This is a genomic window from Sorangium sp. So ce117 (assembly GCF_051524395.1).
Classification (GTDB): Bacteria; Myxococcota_A; Polyangia; order Polyangiales; family Polyangiaceae; genus Sorangium; species Sorangium cellulosum_B.
The window spans coordinates 897,849-913,061 of the sequence record NZ_CP150309.1 but is presented as its reverse complement, the minus strand read 5'-3'; the positions used below and the strand labels follow the sequence as shown (position 1 = coordinate 913,061).

The following is a 15,213-nucleotide window of genomic DNA, read 5'->3' as shown; positions in this document are numbered from 1 at the left end:
CTCGACGTGGTCGCCGCTCCCTGCCGGGGGTCACGCTGACATGGGTCTGGGGGCCGCGACCGGCCCCCGAATCGCCCGGAGGAGTTCGAGAATGGGTCTCAGCGAAACGCTGCTCGATGCGAACAAGAAATCCAAGGTCGTCGCCGACTGTTGCACGCTGGTCGACGAGGAGGTGGCTTCGAAGAGCGGACTCTCCGGCCTGGCGGTCAAGGCCGGCTACGCGGCCGTGAAGGGCATCAAGCCCGGCTTCATCCAGCAGGTGGTCGAGAAGCTCCTGCCCGAGTTCGCCAAGAAGCTCGATCCCATCTGGACCGAGGCCGCGAGCAGCGGCAACCCGAGCTCCTTCTTCACGTCGAACCGCTCGCGGATCGCCGACGCGCTCCTCAGCATCACCGACGAGAAGGCGAAGTCGTCGTCGAGCGGCGTGGTGCGCGGCACCTACGAGAAGCTGCGCGGCTCAGCGAAGAAGAACGTCGAGGAAGCCGTTCCGCGCCTCGCCCAGCTCATCCAGAAGCACTCAGCCTGAGCGGCTCGGCGCAGCAGGCCCGGTTCGCGCCGGCCTGCTGCGCGCCACAGCGAGGCGCCCCCGCGGCCGCGTGCGCGGCGGAGGGCGCCCCTGCGATCGGCGCTCAGCCAGGCTCGCCGAAGCTGCGCGCGAAGAGGTCGCGGATCGCGTCGCGGCCGGCGTCGTTGAGATCCTGCGTGCCGATGCCGGCGAAGTTCTCGCAGGTGATGCTCGGCTGCCGCGCCATCTCCCAGGCCGAGCCGCTCCAGCGGAACCAGCCGCGCTTCTCCTGATCGTAGACGAACAGCTGCTTCTTCCAGAGGCGCGCGAGCTCCGCGCCCCAGCCGGTGCCGCCGCGCACGGTGCCGTCCTCCTGGAGCGTGCCCACGACGAAGACCTGGCTGGCCGCGTTGATCTGGTGCCAGATCGTCTGGAGGATGTTGCGCACGAGCGGGATCTCGCTCAGCACGCGGCCGAGGCGCCGCGACACGTAGACGAGGCTGAAGTCGCCCTTGCGCAGCTCGTCGTCCCCCAGCACGACCACGCCGCGCTGGCGCTCGAGGAGCCGGTGGCCCTCGAAGCTGTAGTTCAGCTCCTGCACCCCGTACCGCTCGGCGCACGCCCCGAACTCGGCCTCGGCCCCCTTGGCGCCGCCCGAGTGCACGCGGAAGGTCCGCGGGTCCTTCGGCCGCTCCGAGGGGGGCCGCACGTCCTCGTCGATGACGCGCATCGAGTGGGGATCGAGCCGCAGGTGGAGATCGGCGAGATCCTTGTTGCCGTGGTCCTTCAGCAGCCGCAGGCGAACCACGTCGCGCTCCGGCTGCAGGTAGACGACCACGTTGAGGTGGCGCTCGACCCCCTGAAGCGCGGCAGGCAGCTTGCCGGGAGGGCCCGCCTCGTCGACCTGGGCCGCGACCCAGACCTCGGCGGAGCGCTCCTTCGCGAGCCGCCCGAGCGCCTCCATCGCCTGCTCCGACGCGACCGCCACGTCGAAGCCGTCGACGATGATCACGTCGGGCTCGAAGTGGGCGACGCCGCGCGCGAACGCCACCGTCTCGAGCATCTTCTCGACCCACAGGCGCGCCGCCTCTTCGGGCGCGTCGGCCGACGCCTTCACGTGGCCGAGGTGCGAGTAGATCTGCCGGTGCCGCTCGACCTCGAGCCGGACGGCCTCCGGCTCCTCGAGCCGCATCGACTGCGCGAGATCGTGGAAGATCTCGTCGTAGTACGCGCGGACGTGATCGACCGCGTTCTCGTGCGAGATGTGGAGCACCCGGCGATCCCGCAGCAGATCGTCGAGCGCGATCTGCACGAGCAACGCCGTCTTGCCCACGCCGGGCCGGGAGACGATGACGCCGACGTTGCCGCGACCCAGCCCGCCGTGCATCGACCCCTCGAAGACCCGCATGGGGCTCCGCTCGTTTACCTCTTTGCGGTACATGCCGACCCCCTCACTTGGCCTTCTTCGCCTGCTCTTCCCGGTATTTCTTGATGAGCTCCTCACCAAGCGCCGCCGGAAGAGGAGCATAGCGCGAGAACTCCATCGTGAACTCGGCTTTGCCCTGGGTGGCGGAGCGAAGGACCGTCGAGAAGCCGAACATGTCGGAGAGCGGCACCTCGGCCTCGACGCGGCAGAAGCCGTCTGCCTCGGTCGAACCGACGATGATGCCGCGCCGCTGCATGAGGATGCCGACGATGCCGCCCTGGTACTCGCTCGGCCCCTCGCAGGCGACCTTCATCAGCGGCTCCAGGATCTGCGGGCCCGCCTTGGGGTACGTCTCGCGCCAGGCGCCGCGCGCGGCCTCCTGGAAGGCGATGTCGGACGAGTCCACCGCGTGGGCCGCGCCGTCGTCCAGCGTGACGGACACGCCCGTGACGGGCGCGCCGATGAGCTGCCCCTTGGCGAGCATCGACACGAAGCCCTTCTCGACCGCCGGGATGAACTCGCGCGGGATCGCGCCGCCGACGACCTGGTCGTCGAACCGGAACGGCGCCTCCGCCCACGGCTCGATGAAGCCGCCGACCTTGCCGTACTGGCCGGAGCCGCCGGTCTGCTTCTTGTGCGTGTAGGTGTAGTCCACGCGGCGCGTGATCGTCTCGCGGTAGGCCACGCGCGGCGGGCTCGTGATGACCTCGGCCGAGTACTCGCGCTTCATGCGCTCGATGTAGACGTCCAGGTGGAGCTCACCCATGCCCTGGATGATCGTCTCGCCGCTCTCCGGATCGGCCCCGACGCGGAAGGTCGGGTCCTCCTTGGTGAAGCGGCGCAGCGCCTTCGACATGTTCGCCTGGGACTTGTTGTCCTTGGGCGTCACCGTCAGCGAGATGACCGGGTCGGGCACGTGCATCGACGTCATCGCGACGCTCAGGCCGCCGTCGGTGAACGTGTCCCCGGAGTTGCAGTCGATGCCGAAGATCGCGACGATATCGCCCGCGCTCGCGCCCTCGATGTCCTCCATCTCGTCCGCGTGCATGCGGACGATCCGGCCGACCTTGTGGCGCTTGCCCGTGCGGGTGTTCGTGACCTCTTTCCCGCGGCTCAGCGTGCCCTGGTAGATGCGGATGTACGTGAGCTGGCCGAAGCGGCCGTCCTCGAGCTTGAACGCGAGCGTGACGAGCGGCGCTTCCGGATCGCTCGACAGGACGACCTCGGCCTCGTCCTTGTCGAGATCCACGGCCTTGTTCGTGATGTCGGCGGGCGTCGGGAGGTAGCGGGTCACGCCGTCGAGCAGGACCTGCACCGCCTTGTTCTTGTAGGCCGACCCCATCATCACCGGGACGATCTGGAGCTTCACGGTCGCCTCGCGGATCGTCTTCTGGAGGAGCTCCTCGGTGACGCGCTCCTCGAGGATCGCCTCCGTGAGCTCGTCGGAGTACATCGAGAGCGCGTCGAGCATCTCCTCGCGCGCTGTCTTCACCTCGTCGGCCATCCCGGCCGGGATCTCGCCGACGACGATCTTCTCGCCGTTCGCCCCCTCGAAGCGGAAGGACTTCATCGTGATGAGGTCGACGACCCCCTCGAACTTGTCCTCGAGCCCGATCGGCAGCTGCAGCAGGACCGGGTTCAGGTTGAGCTTCTCGCGCAGCTGCGCGCGCACCCGCAGCGGGTTCGCGCCGGCGCGGTCGCACTTGTTCACGAACGCGATGCGCGGGACGCCGTAGCGGCGCATCTGGCGGTCGACCGTGAGCGACTGGCTCTGCACGCCGGCGACGGCGCAGAGGACCAGGATCGCCCCGTCGAGCACGCGCATCGCGCGCTCGACCTCGATCGTGAAGTCCACGTGGCCGGGCGTGTCGATCACGTTGATCTGGTGCCCGTTCCAGAAGCAGTGCGTGGCCGCGGACTGGATGGTGATCCCGCGCTCGCGCTCGAGATCCATCGAGTCCATCTTCGCGCCGACGCCGTCCTTGCCCTTGACGTCGTGGATGGCGTGGATCCGCTTGGTGTAAAAGAGGATGCGCTCGGTCAGCGTTGTCTTGCCCGAATCGATGTGGGCGCTGATCCCGATGTTGCGCAGCTTGGACAGTTCGCTGATCACAGAAGGCTCCCCGCCGCGCACCCGTGAGGGCGTGCCCGTGGAGGGCGTGCGGCACGCGTCGAACGTCAGCCAGGCGGCGCACTCTTGCGATCGCCCAGTCAGAAATTCGGCGCGGCTCTTAATTCGGCCCCATGGCCAGCGCCAGGGGGAAAATGATCGCGCGTGAACATTTCACGCTACTTGGCTTGAATCCTGGAAAGCCCGACCGTCTCGTCCCACTCCGATCCGTAGCCGTCGTAGTGGATGCGGTAGCGCTCTTGCCCCACGATGCCGGTGACGACCGCCGGGTACATCTGCCCGTGCCACTCGACGCGGACCCTGTCGCCGATCTTGTAGACGTTGGTCTGCGACGCCTGCAGCCCCTTGCTCCGGACCTTGGGCGGCGGCGGCGGGTGGACGACGTTGCCCTCGACGAGGCCGCGGATCCGTTCACGAGGTACAACTTCGTCCCAGATGTCGTCATAGCCCTGGTAGTGGATCTTGAACTTCGTCGGACCCACGACCTCGATGACCTCGGCCGGGTAGACGTTCCCTTCCCACGTCACGAGGACGTGATCGCCGATGGCGTATTGGCGCTTGCAGCCCCCCAGAACCAGGGCGAGGGCCAGGAGGAGGGCCGCGGCGTGAGCGCGCGCTGCGGGCATACTTCCCGCCCGCCTTACCGTCCTCGCCGGCGCCCCGCAAGGGGCTTCGCTCAGGGACGCGCCCGGGTCGGCCCTGGACGGCGCCGGGCCACGCCATGCCGTGCCGGGCCGTCCTGCCGCAGGCCGCGCCATGCCGTGCCGGGCCGTCCTGCCGCAGGCCGCGCCATGCCGTGCCGGGCCATCCTGCCGCAGGCCGCGCCATGCCGTGGTGAGCCGTCCTGCCGCACGCCCGCCGCGCCCCGTCTCGACGCCCCCCAGGGCGCTGCAACGGGGCACGAACCCGTGTAGAGAAACGCCCATGACCCGAGATGTTCGTCCTGGTACGGGGACCCTCTCCCGCCCGTGCCCGTGCGGCTCGGGGCGCTCGTACCGCGAGTGTTGCGCCCCCTGCCATCTGGGCGATCGCGAGGCGCCCGACGCCGTGACGCTCATGCGCTCGCGGTACGCCGCGTTCGCGGTCGGAGACACCGCCTACCTCTGGCGGACGCTGCACATGGGCCACATCGACCGCGGGCGCGACAGGGACCAGGTGCTCCGCGAGCTGAAGGTGACGATCCACCACCACCGGTACCGGGGCCTCCAGATCCTCGACAGCCTGCAGAGCGGCGACTCGGCGTCGGTGCTGTTCCTCGCCAAGATCTTCGAGGCAGGCGTCGATCGCTCGTTCGTCGAGCTGTCGGATTTCCTCCACGACGGCGAGGGCTGGCGCTACCTCCACGGCGTCGCCATCCCGCGCGCCCGCATCAGCATCCCGCCCGACGAGCTGACGATCGCCCGCTTCTCATCCCTCGCCAGCTGACCAGCCCTCGCCAGCCGAGCGGGCGCTCGGGCGGCCGATGCGCCCTGGGCCCGCTGACCGAGGCCCTCGGGTGGGCGATGCGCCTCAGCCAGCCGACAGGCCCGACGCGCGGGCCTCGTGCCACCCCATCGCCTCGACCACGGCGCGGTTCTTGTCCATCCACACAGCGATGCGCTCGCGCGTCGTCCGGTAGGCGTACTCCAGGATGGCGCGCCGCGCGCGCAGGTTGGCGGGGTTGTGGAGGAACAGCAGCGCGTCGTTCCGCGCGGGCTCGAGCACGAGGACCTGCATCTTGCCCTCGGCGTGCGCGCGCCCCACCGCCTGGTGGAGCCGCGCGTGCGCGCCGATCCGCATCGCCTGGTTGAAGATCCAGAGCATGCCCTTGTCGCGCACGCTCTCGCGCACCCCGTGCCCTGTCGGGACGGGGCGGTGCGCGGTGGAGACGGGCACGAGCGGGCTCACGACGATCGTGAGCTCCACGCCGGCGGCCTGCGCGAGATCGAGGTGCGCCACGTGGCCCAGCCCGCCGTCGAGGTAGTGGCGGTGCTCGACGCGCACCGGCGAGAAGAACAGCGGGAGCGCGAGCGACGCCGCGCAGGCGAGCGACACCGGGACGTGGTCGAACCCCTCGGCGCCGAAGACGACGCGCTCGCCCGAGTCGAGGTCGTGCGCCGGGATGCGCAGCGTCCGCGGCATCGCGCGGAACGAGTTCGGGATGCCGCGCCTCAGGAAGAACTCGCCGAGGAACCGCTCGTAACGATCGAGCTGGAAGAGCCCCGCGGGGAGCGAGTCGTTGAAGCGATCGAGCTGCTCGAACAGGTACTGCTGCGCCGGCGCGTTCGGGGTCGCGTCGCCCCGGGTCGTGAGCCGGACGATCGCGTGGCGGAGCGCGACCAGGCTGGTGCTGAGCGCGCGCCGCCACTCGCCGACGTCGAGGTGGAGGAGGTGGCTGCGCTCCAGCGGGAAGAAGTTGTCGACCGGATCGAGCAGGGCGCGGTAGAGCCGCTCGATCGGGATGCCGCCCGCCAGGGCCGCGGCGACCGCGGCGCCGCTGCCGTGCCCGAGGTAGAGCGAGAAGCTCTGGTTGTCGATCCCCTCGACGCCATCCTCGAGCGCCGCGAGCGCGCCGATCTGGTAGAGCGCGCCCGTCAGGCCGCCCCCTGGCAAGCAGAGGCTGACGCGCGCTCGCTTCGCCCCGGCGCGCGGGGCGGCGCGGCCCTCGCCGCTCGCGTCCACGGTCCCGGAGGAGCGGCCCTCGCCGTCCCCCGCTGCGATCTGCGCGGCGCGGCTCCCGCCGCCGCCTTGGGTCCCGAACGCCGGCATCATGAGAGGTCCTTTTCCCTCGCGCGGGCCGCCCCCTCGGCGCGACGGCCGAGGACGCAGGCGAGCGCGGTCAACACGAGCGCAGAGGCGGAGCTCACCGCCACGAGCCACACCGGGCTCGCCGCGGCGTCGGGCAGCGCGGCGCCGGCGGCCGAGGGCGCGCCGTCGGCGGCCCCCGCGCCCGCCGCGGAGAGGAGCGAGAAGCACTGGATGGCGTTGTAGGTGCCGTGGAGGAGGATGGACGGCAAGAGCGAGCCGCTCGCGACGCGCAGGACGCCGAGGGCCGCGCCGAAGATCCCGATCGGCAGGAACTTCTGCCACCCGACGTGGGCCACCGCGAAGAGCGCGGCCGTGATCGCGATCACGAGCGGCGCGCGGTGCGTCCAGCGCAGCGGGCGGGCGAGCGCTCCCCGGAAGAAGACCTCCTCCAGCGCGGGGCCGAGCACGATGAAGATGAGGCCGAGCGCGGCCCGCTCGGGCGCGCTCGCGTCGACGAAGACCCGGACGAGCTCGGCGTCGTCGATCCCCGACGGCCAGCGCGCCTCGATCGCCGTGTAGAGCGCGGCGATGGGCCCCTCGAGCGCGAAGCCGAGCGCGATCGCGAGCGGATAGAACGCCACGTGCGTCCCGCGCAGCCCGAGGAACTGCCGGATCGACGCGCGGGGCGCGTGCACCTGGAGCACGCCGAAGAGCCCGAGCAGGTACGCCGCGGCCTGGCACGCGAAGCTGCCGATGACGTCGAGCTTCGGCGCCGCCCGGAACCCCGCGCCGTCGAGCGCCGGCTCCATCCGGAAGGAGGAGATCAGGCCCAGCAGGAACAGGAACAGCGCGGTGACGCCCACGGTCCAGCCGATGGCCCCGGGGATCGACATCGGTCGCTCCTCGCCGCCTCGCCGGACGATCGGACCGGGCCCTCCGCCGCTCGGCGGAGGGTCGGGGGTGCCGTGCAGATCGCTCATCGACCTCGCAGATAAGGCAGGACGCCCCGCTTCACGACCGTGTCCGTGCCGAGGCGATCGCTCGTCTCCGGGTAGTCGATCGTCGTGTGCAGCCCCCGGCTCTCGTGCCGGGCGGAGGCGCAGCCGACGATGAGCTCGGCCACGGTGGCGATGTTGCGCAGCTCGAGCAGATCCCGGGTGACAAGGTGCTTCCAGTAGTACTCGCGGATCTCCTCCTGGAGCAGGGAGATCCGCCGGGCGGCGCGCCGGAGGCGGGCGTCGGACCGGACGATGCCGACGTAGTTCCACATGGTGCGGCGCAGCTCGTCCCAGTTGTGGGCGACGACGACCTCCTCGTCGCTGGCGACCGCGTTGCCGACCTGCCACTCGGGCACATCGGGGAACGCGCTCTGCCGGAGCTCGGCGATCTGGGTGCCGAGGCGCGCGGCCGCGCGGTGGCCGAAGACGAGCCCCTCGAGCAGCGAGTTCGAGGCGAGCCGGTTCGCGCCGTGGAGCCCCGTGCACGTGCACTCGCCGATCGCCCAGAGCCCGGGGATCGTCGTCCTGCCGTAGAGGTCGGTGGTGATCCCGCCGCACATGTAGTGGGCGGCCGGCACGACGGGGATCGGCTGCGTGGTGATGTCGATGCCGTAGCGGAGGCACTGCGCGTGGATGGTCGGGAAGTGCTCGCGGACGAAGCTCGCGGGCCGGTGGGTGATGTCGAGCAGCACGTAGTCCGAGCCGGTCCGCTTCATCTCGAAGTCGATGGCCCGCGCCACGATGTCGCGCGGCGCGAGGTCCTTGCGCGGATCGTGGCTGGCCATGAAGGCCGTCCCGTCCGGCAGCCGGAGGATGGCGCCCTCGCCGCGCAGCGCTTCGGTGACGAGGAAGCTCTTTGCCTCCGGGTGGAACAGGCACGTCGGGTGGAACTGGTAGAACTCCATGTTCGCGATCTCGGCGCCTGCCCGGTAGGCCATGGCGACGCCGTCGCCCGTCGCGACGTCGGGGTTCGTCGTGTAGAGGTAGACCTTGCCTGCGCCGCCGGTCGCGAGCACGGTCGCCCGCGCGAGGTAGGTCTCGACGACGTGCGGCTTCGAGGCCGGCCGGTGCCGGGGCGCTGGCCGCTCCGAGTCGCGCGGCCGCGGCCTGCCCTGGTTCAGCGCGGCGTCGGTCTCGTCGAGCACGTAGGCGCCGGCGCAGATGTCCGGCCCCCCGAACCGGGAGAGCGGGATGAGGTCGATCGCCGTGTGGTGCTCGGCGAAGCGGATGTTCGGGTTCTGCCGGGCCTGCTCGAGGAGCGCGCGCTCGATCTCGAGGCCGGTGGCGTCGGCGGCGTGCACGATCCGCCGCGCGGAGTGCCCCCCTTCGCGCCCGAGGCGCACCTGGCCGTTCTCGTGATCGAACTGGGCGCCCCGCGCGATGAGCTCGCGCACCCGCTCGGGCCCCTCCCGCGCGCAGATCTCGACGACCACCTCGTGACAGAGGCCCGCCCCCGCCTCGAGCGTGTCGGCGATGTGCGCCTCGGGGGAGTCGTCCGGGGCGAAGACCGCGGCGATGCCGCCCTGGGCGTACTTCGTGTTGGATTCGTCACGCGCGCGCTTGGTGACGATGATCACCTCGCCGTGCTCGGCCGCTTCGAGCGCGAAGGTCAGCCCAGCCACACCGCTACCGATGACGAGGAAATCGGTCGTTATCGCCACGGCCAGGAGGGTAGCAGGAGCGGGGCGCACGGAGGTAGGCCGTGGTGCGCTTCCTGCGTGCGACGGCGCTGCGGCCGGGCGTTCGGGCGGGAGGCCGGCGTGGCCGGGGAGAGCAGAGCGCCGGCGTGAGCCTGAGCGAGGTGTGGGCGCGCGCACGGGCTGATCGCGCTCATGGAGGAGCGCCTCGGCCGTTGTCGACGCGCGCCGGGGCGCACGTCGCGCGCTCGGGCTCGCAGCGCGAGCTCATGAGCGCAGTCCATCCATCGGAAGCCGCGACTCGCGAAGGCGCGACTCGCGCAGCAACTCGCGAGACGCAGCGAGGATGCCGGAGATGCGGTGTCCTGGCACGACACGACAGGTTCCCGGAGAGCACATCAGAGCCAGCGTCCCCCACACCCTCTGGTCGACTCGCTCGATCCGGCCCCTTCGTAAAGGGGCCTCTCGCTCAAGGGTCCTCGCTTCTGTGGTGCACCGAGGGCACGAGCATCAGCTTGGGGCGACGCTTGCTTCGCGCTTTAGGGCCACCTGCCGGGCGTGGGTTCTTCGCCCACAAGAGGCTCTGCGACGCGGGCAGTCTGGGCCCTGACGGCGGCGCGAGCTCCTCCGCCGCCGCCTCTTCGCGAGCGGCCCGCTCTGCGATGCAGTGCATACAATACTTTTCAGGATCCCAGTCGATGTCCTCGAGACCCAGCCTCCGTACCCACATCCGCTCCCACTCCCCCATCTTGCTCAAGCTGGGGCGCTTGCCAGAGGGAGGGGGCTCGTCTCCGCGGGACCTTCGGTGCTTCGGCATAGGGCTCCTTGAATTCGGGCGGCGCCCATTCTGCCGGCAACGAATGAGCTCGCCAAGGGGTTTCTTCGAATCATCGTTGCCGTTTTGCCGAGTTACGTTCATCCCTCTGAAATTGCCACGAAATCATACTGTCTCTCATTTTTTCTGCAGCGCTCGCCGCGTTCAGCAATCCAGCGGGCTCTGCTCGCCGCTCCACCCCCTCCCGGGCAGTCCGCCGCAGCCGCGGGGTTCGCCGCTGCCTCCGCTCGCTCCGGCGCCGGCCTGGCTCCCGGGAAGATCGCCGCCCCACCCTTCGCGCCACGACGTTCGCCCCCCAAGAACGCTGCCCACCCCCGGCCCGTGCTCGGCCCTCCGGGCCTGCGCGCGGTCCGCCCCTCCCAAGTCCCGCGCTCCGCGCGGGACGGGAGGGGTCGCCTCGCCAGAGCCTCGCTGCGCTCCGGCGCTTCTGCGCCGCTCCTCCTTACGAAGTCAACCCACAGCCCCCGCCACACGTGCCAGGACGCACATTGCCTGATCGAGCTCGCCGTTCTCATGAGCGCACTCCATCAGCAGGCTCGCCGCCAGGCGCAGCTCACGGTGCGCTGCGAGGATGCCGGCGATGCGCTGCTCGGACACCAAACCCCAGAGGCCCCCCGAGCACGCCAGGAAAACGTCGCCCGGCTCCGTGTTCTCGACCTGGGCCGTCATCTCCACCGCTGCGTCGCAGCCGAGGGCGCGAGTGGCCGCGCTGGCGTGTTGCGCCAGCATGGCTGGGGCATCCAGCGGGATGGATCCGTCCAACGCCCCACCGTCGGGCGCCGTAACATCGCGCGTTCGCGCCTCCAGCTTCCCCCCACGGAACCGGTAGATGTGCATATCGCCGGCGTAGACGATGTACGCCGCCCCTGGCGCGAGCAGTACACCGGCGAAGCTCACCTGCACGCCGCTCGGTCCCGGCTTCAGACGCTCGTCCTCGGAGCGGCCTGTGCGACGTGGGCTCATCGCGAGCCGCACTTCATCCCGACACTGCGGTGCAATCATCTCATCAGCACCAAGGTCGTCCACGCGGTCTGCCTCCACAGCGGGATGCACCATCTCGATCGCCGTGCGGGAGACGACCTCTCCACCAGGCCGGCCCGCGACCAGGAAGAGCCCCAGGCAAGGCAACTCCCCAGAGCGCTCCTCGTTGCTCGCACGACGCCTCGACACGAGGGCCTCCGCCCCCGCCTCGATGGCGAGCGTTGGACGCACCATCCTCCACCTCGCACGCTCGTCGCAAGGACGAGCCGAGTCAGCGCGCACCACGCTCGCGGTGCGCCGGTCTCCTGTTCTGTCGCCCAGCGCGCTGCGCCGTCGCCGTGCGCCCTCTCGGCGTGCTCAGGTCGTCAGCGGCTGCTCGCTCGAGCTGGGAGCTCGCGACGGGACCTCTCGCTCAAGCGCTCAAAAATCGTCGCGCACGAGACGCGCCAGTCGCACCATCTTCAGCAGCAGCCGCCTGCAGCGGCCCTTGCTCCGCCTGCTTCGCCTACCCGCCCTCGGTGGAATCTTCTCCCACCCAGGGCTCAGCCGCAGCTTCGGTCGGCTCCCCGACCGTGCGGCAAGCTCCTCCATCACCGCTTCCCAGGCCGCTCGCTTCGCGATGCAGTGCTCGCAGTGCAGCTCGGGGTCCCACTCCACATCCTCGAGGCCCAGCCTGCGCACCCACATCCGCTCCCACTCCCCCATCGCGCTCGGGCTGGGGCGTCTTCCGGAGGGAGGGACATCGTTTCCACTGGAATTCCGGCGCATCGGCAGGGCGCTCCTTGGATCGAGCGGCGCGCATACTGCCGGTCACGAAAGAGCTCGCCAAGCGCTTTCGTCCAGAAATCGATATCTTTCGACTACTTACGCGAAGCCGGGCCGGGTCGTCACAAAATCGTACGGTCGTCCTCACTTTCTCCACCGCTCGCCGGTGGCAGCGGTCCAGCGGGCGCTGCCGGCCGCCGTACGCGTCGCCTGCGGGAGATGCGTCGCCTCCTCGATGGCGCGTCGCGCGATCGTCGGGGTCCCTCCGCCACACGTCGCGACAGGAGGCGGGACCAGAAACGAGGCCGCCCGCTAGCTCGTCGCTCACTTACGGAAGTTGCTGCTCCGCCGCCGCCGTGCCTCTCTTGCATCCGCATCTGCCGCACTACCGGGGCCCCGCAGGCGGCTGTTCCCCCAACGGCACGCCGGCCGCGCACCCGGCCCGCTTGCGCGCCCCACCTTCTTTACGCCCCCCGTCGCCAGCGGCTCGCTCTTCAATAAGCGCCATCGCAAGCCCCACATCCGCTCTTGTCTCCTCTTCAGCTCAGCTGCTCACAAACCGCAGCGCTCATGACTCCACCAATTGCATTACCTTGAGACCCACGAAATTCTCATGCGGCGACACCTTTTCTCACTGCACCCAGCTCTCGTTCCGCCGAAGCTCCAGCACGCGGCGCTCACACCGGGCGTGCCGGCGTTGTCGCCGAACCCGAGCTGCCCGCCGTCGCCCGCCGCCCCCTCCTTGAAGTCCTTCAGCTCCACCGCCGCGTTCGGCGCCGCGGCGTAGGCGATTCCCACCGCATGGCCACCTCGACCGCCGCCGCCAAGGCCGCCGCGGCCGCCCGTGCCGCCACGACCACCATCGCAGCCGGAGCCACCAAGAGACTTACCGGTACCTGCGGTCCCGCCACTGCCCCCGCTGGCGCCAGGTCGTCCAAGTCCGCCCTTTCCTCCGTTGCCCGCCTTGCCCACCGCGACGGTCACCTCGGTCAGCTCCAGCTTCGTTCCCAGGCTGAGGATTCCGATGCTCGATCCGCCAGCCTGGCCGCCGCCTCCTCCTTTGCCTCCGCAGCCGCCGGCTCCGCCTCCGCCGCCGCTGGCGCCAGTAGCCTCCACGGGGCTCCTCGGGTTTCCGCAATAATACCCCGCCTTCGCGCCGCCGCCTCCGCCGCCTCCTTGGCCTTTCTTGCCGGTGATGCCGGGGGCGCCGTCGCCGCCGGTGATGCCCGTGAGGGCGAGGGTGGTGGCGCGACCGGCGGGGCCGTGGGTGTCGGAGGCGCCATCGCGGCCGGGTCGGCCCTGTTCGCATTCGCCCGTCTCCGTTTGGCCCATGCCGCCGAGACCCGGGCTGTCGGGGAGGATTGGGTCGGGCAGGGGGATTCCGGCCTGGCCGGGCCGGCCGTCGTCGTCACCCATGCCTGGGATGCCGCCGAGGCCGCCTTCACCGCCGCGGCTCTCGCCGTCTTCGCAGAGGGTGACGCCGGGGTCGCCGCCGTAGACGGACACATCCATAATGCACGCGAACGAAGCCGTATTCGTCGACCCGCTCGCCCCTGTGTACGGCCGTTCGATCGGTATCTTGCCGTCCGCGCCATCCATCCCGTCGCTTGCGGTCACCTCCACCTGCGCCAGTTCCGCCTCGATGTCCGCGACCGCCACCCCGATCGACGACCCGCCCGCCTTCGTCGCGCTCGCGGCGCGCACCGCGAAGCTCCGCACCTTTGCCCCGTTCGCTGCCTCCCCCAGCGTGAGCGCGATCTGATCCGGCGGCCCCTCGATCGCGCTCCGCGCCGCTTCGCTCCACGTCCACGCCGCGTCACAGTCGAAGCCGCCGATCACCTCCACGCCCGCTTCGATCGTCACGCTCTCCGCGAACGCTCCGCTCGTGCACGCCAGCACCCGCTTGCCGTGGGCGTTCGCGATCGCCTCCGCGAGCGAAGCGTACGGCTTCTCCGTTGTCCCGTCCCCGCCAGGTGCCGCGTTTGCGCGCGCGAACACCGCGCACTCGTCCGTCACCGTGCTCGCGTCCTCGGTCGGATCCGGCTCGCATGCGGGGTTCATCCCACCGCCGCCGGGGCCTGTGGATACGAAGTGATCACACGTCAGCATCCGCTCGCAGTCGTCCGTCACGTCGTCCCAGAACCCGCAGCCGCACACCAACGTGACGAGTCCCAACGTTCCTGGAATCCAGCGCCTTCTGATCATGGTCATCACCTCCTCGCCTGAGCTCACCACATACCCGTCACGTCGATCCCGACGCTGCCCGTTTGCAGACTGGGCAATGCACGAATCCGCCTCGTCCCTGTCGTCTTCGTTCGAGGCCACAGCAGATAAGCCGCCGCACCGACGGCCAGCGCTCCCGACGCGATATAGGCGATTCGCGCGGCGTTGCCCCACATCTCGCTCCTCGCGCCAACACTGTGAAGCTTTTCGCACGACCGCACGACGGCCGTTGATGGGTTCACGCATTGTCCCCCCACCGCCAGAATCGCTTGACCTCTCAAGCGCACCTCATCTACCGCGTTGTCTCTCGCTACCGTCATCGCCACTCCCACACCAAGCCACACCGCGCTGGCCGTCCCCAGCACGATGACCGGCCCCCAGCTCCGCTCCTGCGGCCGTGCAATCGGCGTCACCGGCGCAACCAGTGAGTTCTCCGCCACATACGCATCGGATGCAGCTGCACCGACCGGCGCAGTCGGCGTCGCCTCCCCCTCCGGAGCGGCCGGCGCAGTCTCTTTCGCCTCCTCGCACCACGCTGTCCGTGCGGGTGTGCCCAAGAGAAGAGCACTGAAGAGATAGATGCCCGCACCCAGCTTGTGCTTGGCCCTGCGGACATGCGGGTGATCCGCCCCTCCCATGCGCCGCGCCACACGCAGGACAGGAGGAGTCCTCCAATCGTCGGCGTTCGTCGCGTCTGCGCGGCGCTGCGTCCATGCGATCGACAGCTCGACGACTGGCCGCTCCGACGCTGTGAAATAGCGACCTGCTACCGGGCTCCCTTCAGCAGCCGTCGGATCGCATCCGCTCTCGCGACCCGACGCAGAAGAAGTCAGCAGATCAACGGTCCCTCCGCCCGCGCCTTGGGCAGTCCACTCGGAGGTGGTGAAGTTGTCAGCGCCGGGAAGCCCACCGTGCCGCGTCTCCGCGACAAAACGGTCCCTACCACCCCAGCACGGGGCACGTCCAATCATTTCTTATTCTCTCC

11 protein-coding genes are annotated in these 15,213 nt (G+C 70.1%); 2 read left to right on the top strand and 9 right to left on the bottom strand.

Annotated features, from left to right (window positions below):
• Positions 1 to 91: 91 nt before the first annotated feature.
• Positions 92 to 526 carry a DUF6918 family protein gene (locus WMF46_RS03460; RefSeq protein ID WP_437549462.1) on the top strand — a complete coding sequence of 145 codons (435 nt, stop codon included), beginning with the start codon at positions 92 to 94 and terminating at the stop codon, positions 524 to 526.
• Between the two features lie 103 nt (positions 527 to 629).
• Here WMF46_RS03460 and WMF46_RS03455 read toward each other — a convergent pair whose 3' ends face one another.
• The 3 genes from WMF46_RS03455 to WMF46_RS03445 form a co-directional block, all read right to left on the bottom strand.
• Positions 630 to 1,946: a hypothetical protein gene (locus WMF46_RS03455; protein WP_437297727.1), complete on the bottom strand. Its 1,317-nt coding sequence runs from the start codon at positions 1,944 to 1,946 to the stop codon at positions 630 to 632.
• A gap of 10 nt (positions 1,947 to 1,956) precedes the next feature.
• Positions 1,957 to 4,044 carry an elongation factor G gene (fusA, locus tag WMF46_RS03450; protein WP_437984285.1) on the bottom strand — a complete coding sequence of 696 codons (2,088 nt, stop codon included), beginning with the start codon at positions 4,042 to 4,044 and terminating at the stop codon, positions 1,957 to 1,959.
• A 176-nt stretch (positions 4,045 to 4,220) separates the two neighbouring features.
• A complete protein-coding gene (locus tag WMF46_RS03445; protein WP_437984284.1) occupies positions 4,221 to 4,688 on the bottom strand; it encodes a Tudor-knot domain-containing protein in 468 nt (155 codons plus the stop codon).
• Positions 4,689 to 4,986: 298 nt separating this feature from the next.
• On the opposite strand from WMF46_RS03445, the gene WMF46_RS03440 reads away from it, so the two are divergent.
• Complete coding sequence (locus WMF46_RS03440; RefSeq protein ID WP_272097757.1) at positions 4,987 to 5,487, top strand: YchJ family protein; 501 nt, start codon at positions 4,987 to 4,989, stop codon at positions 5,485 to 5,487.
• Positions 5,488 to 5,571: 84 nt separating this feature from the next.
• Here WMF46_RS03440 and WMF46_RS03435 read toward each other — a convergent pair whose 3' ends face one another.
• From WMF46_RS03435 to WMF46_RS03410, 6 genes are all read right to left on the bottom strand, one after another.
• Positions 5,572 to 6,813 (bottom strand): patatin-like phospholipase family protein, encoded by a 1,242-nt coding sequence (locus tag WMF46_RS03435; RefSeq protein WP_437984283.1) that lies wholly within the window; start codon positions 6,811 to 6,813, stop codon positions 5,572 to 5,574.
• Entirely contained in the window at positions 6,810 to 7,682 is an 873-nt protein-coding gene (locus tag WMF46_RS03430; protein WP_437984282.1) for a CPBP family intramembrane glutamic endopeptidase, read from the bottom strand. Before WMF46_RS03430 ends, WMF46_RS03435 begins: the two co-directional genes overlap by 4 nt.
• Positions 7,683 to 7,765: 83 nt before the next feature.
• Positions 7,766 to 9,448, bottom strand: a complete 1,683-nt coding sequence (locus tag WMF46_RS03425; protein WP_437984281.1) for an L-aspartate oxidase — start codon at positions 9,446 to 9,448, stop codon at positions 7,766 to 7,768.
• A gap of 1,261 nt (positions 9,449 to 10,709) precedes the next feature.
• Complete coding sequence (locus WMF46_RS03420; RefSeq protein WP_437984280.1) at positions 10,710 to 11,285, bottom strand: PP2C family protein-serine/threonine phosphatase; 576 nt, start codon at positions 11,283 to 11,285, stop codon at positions 10,710 to 10,712.
• A 1,308-nt stretch (positions 11,286 to 12,593) separates the two neighbouring features.
• Entirely contained in the window at positions 12,594 to 14,210 is a 1,617-nt protein-coding gene (locus tag WMF46_RS03415; protein WP_437984279.1) for a hypothetical protein, read from the bottom strand.
• Positions 14,211 to 14,233: 23 nt separating this feature from the next.
• Entirely contained in the window at positions 14,234 to 14,668 is a 435-nt protein-coding gene (locus WMF46_RS03410) for a hypothetical protein (RefSeq protein WP_437984278.1), read from the bottom strand.
• Between the last annotated feature and the right edge of the window lie 545 nt (positions 14,669 to 15,213).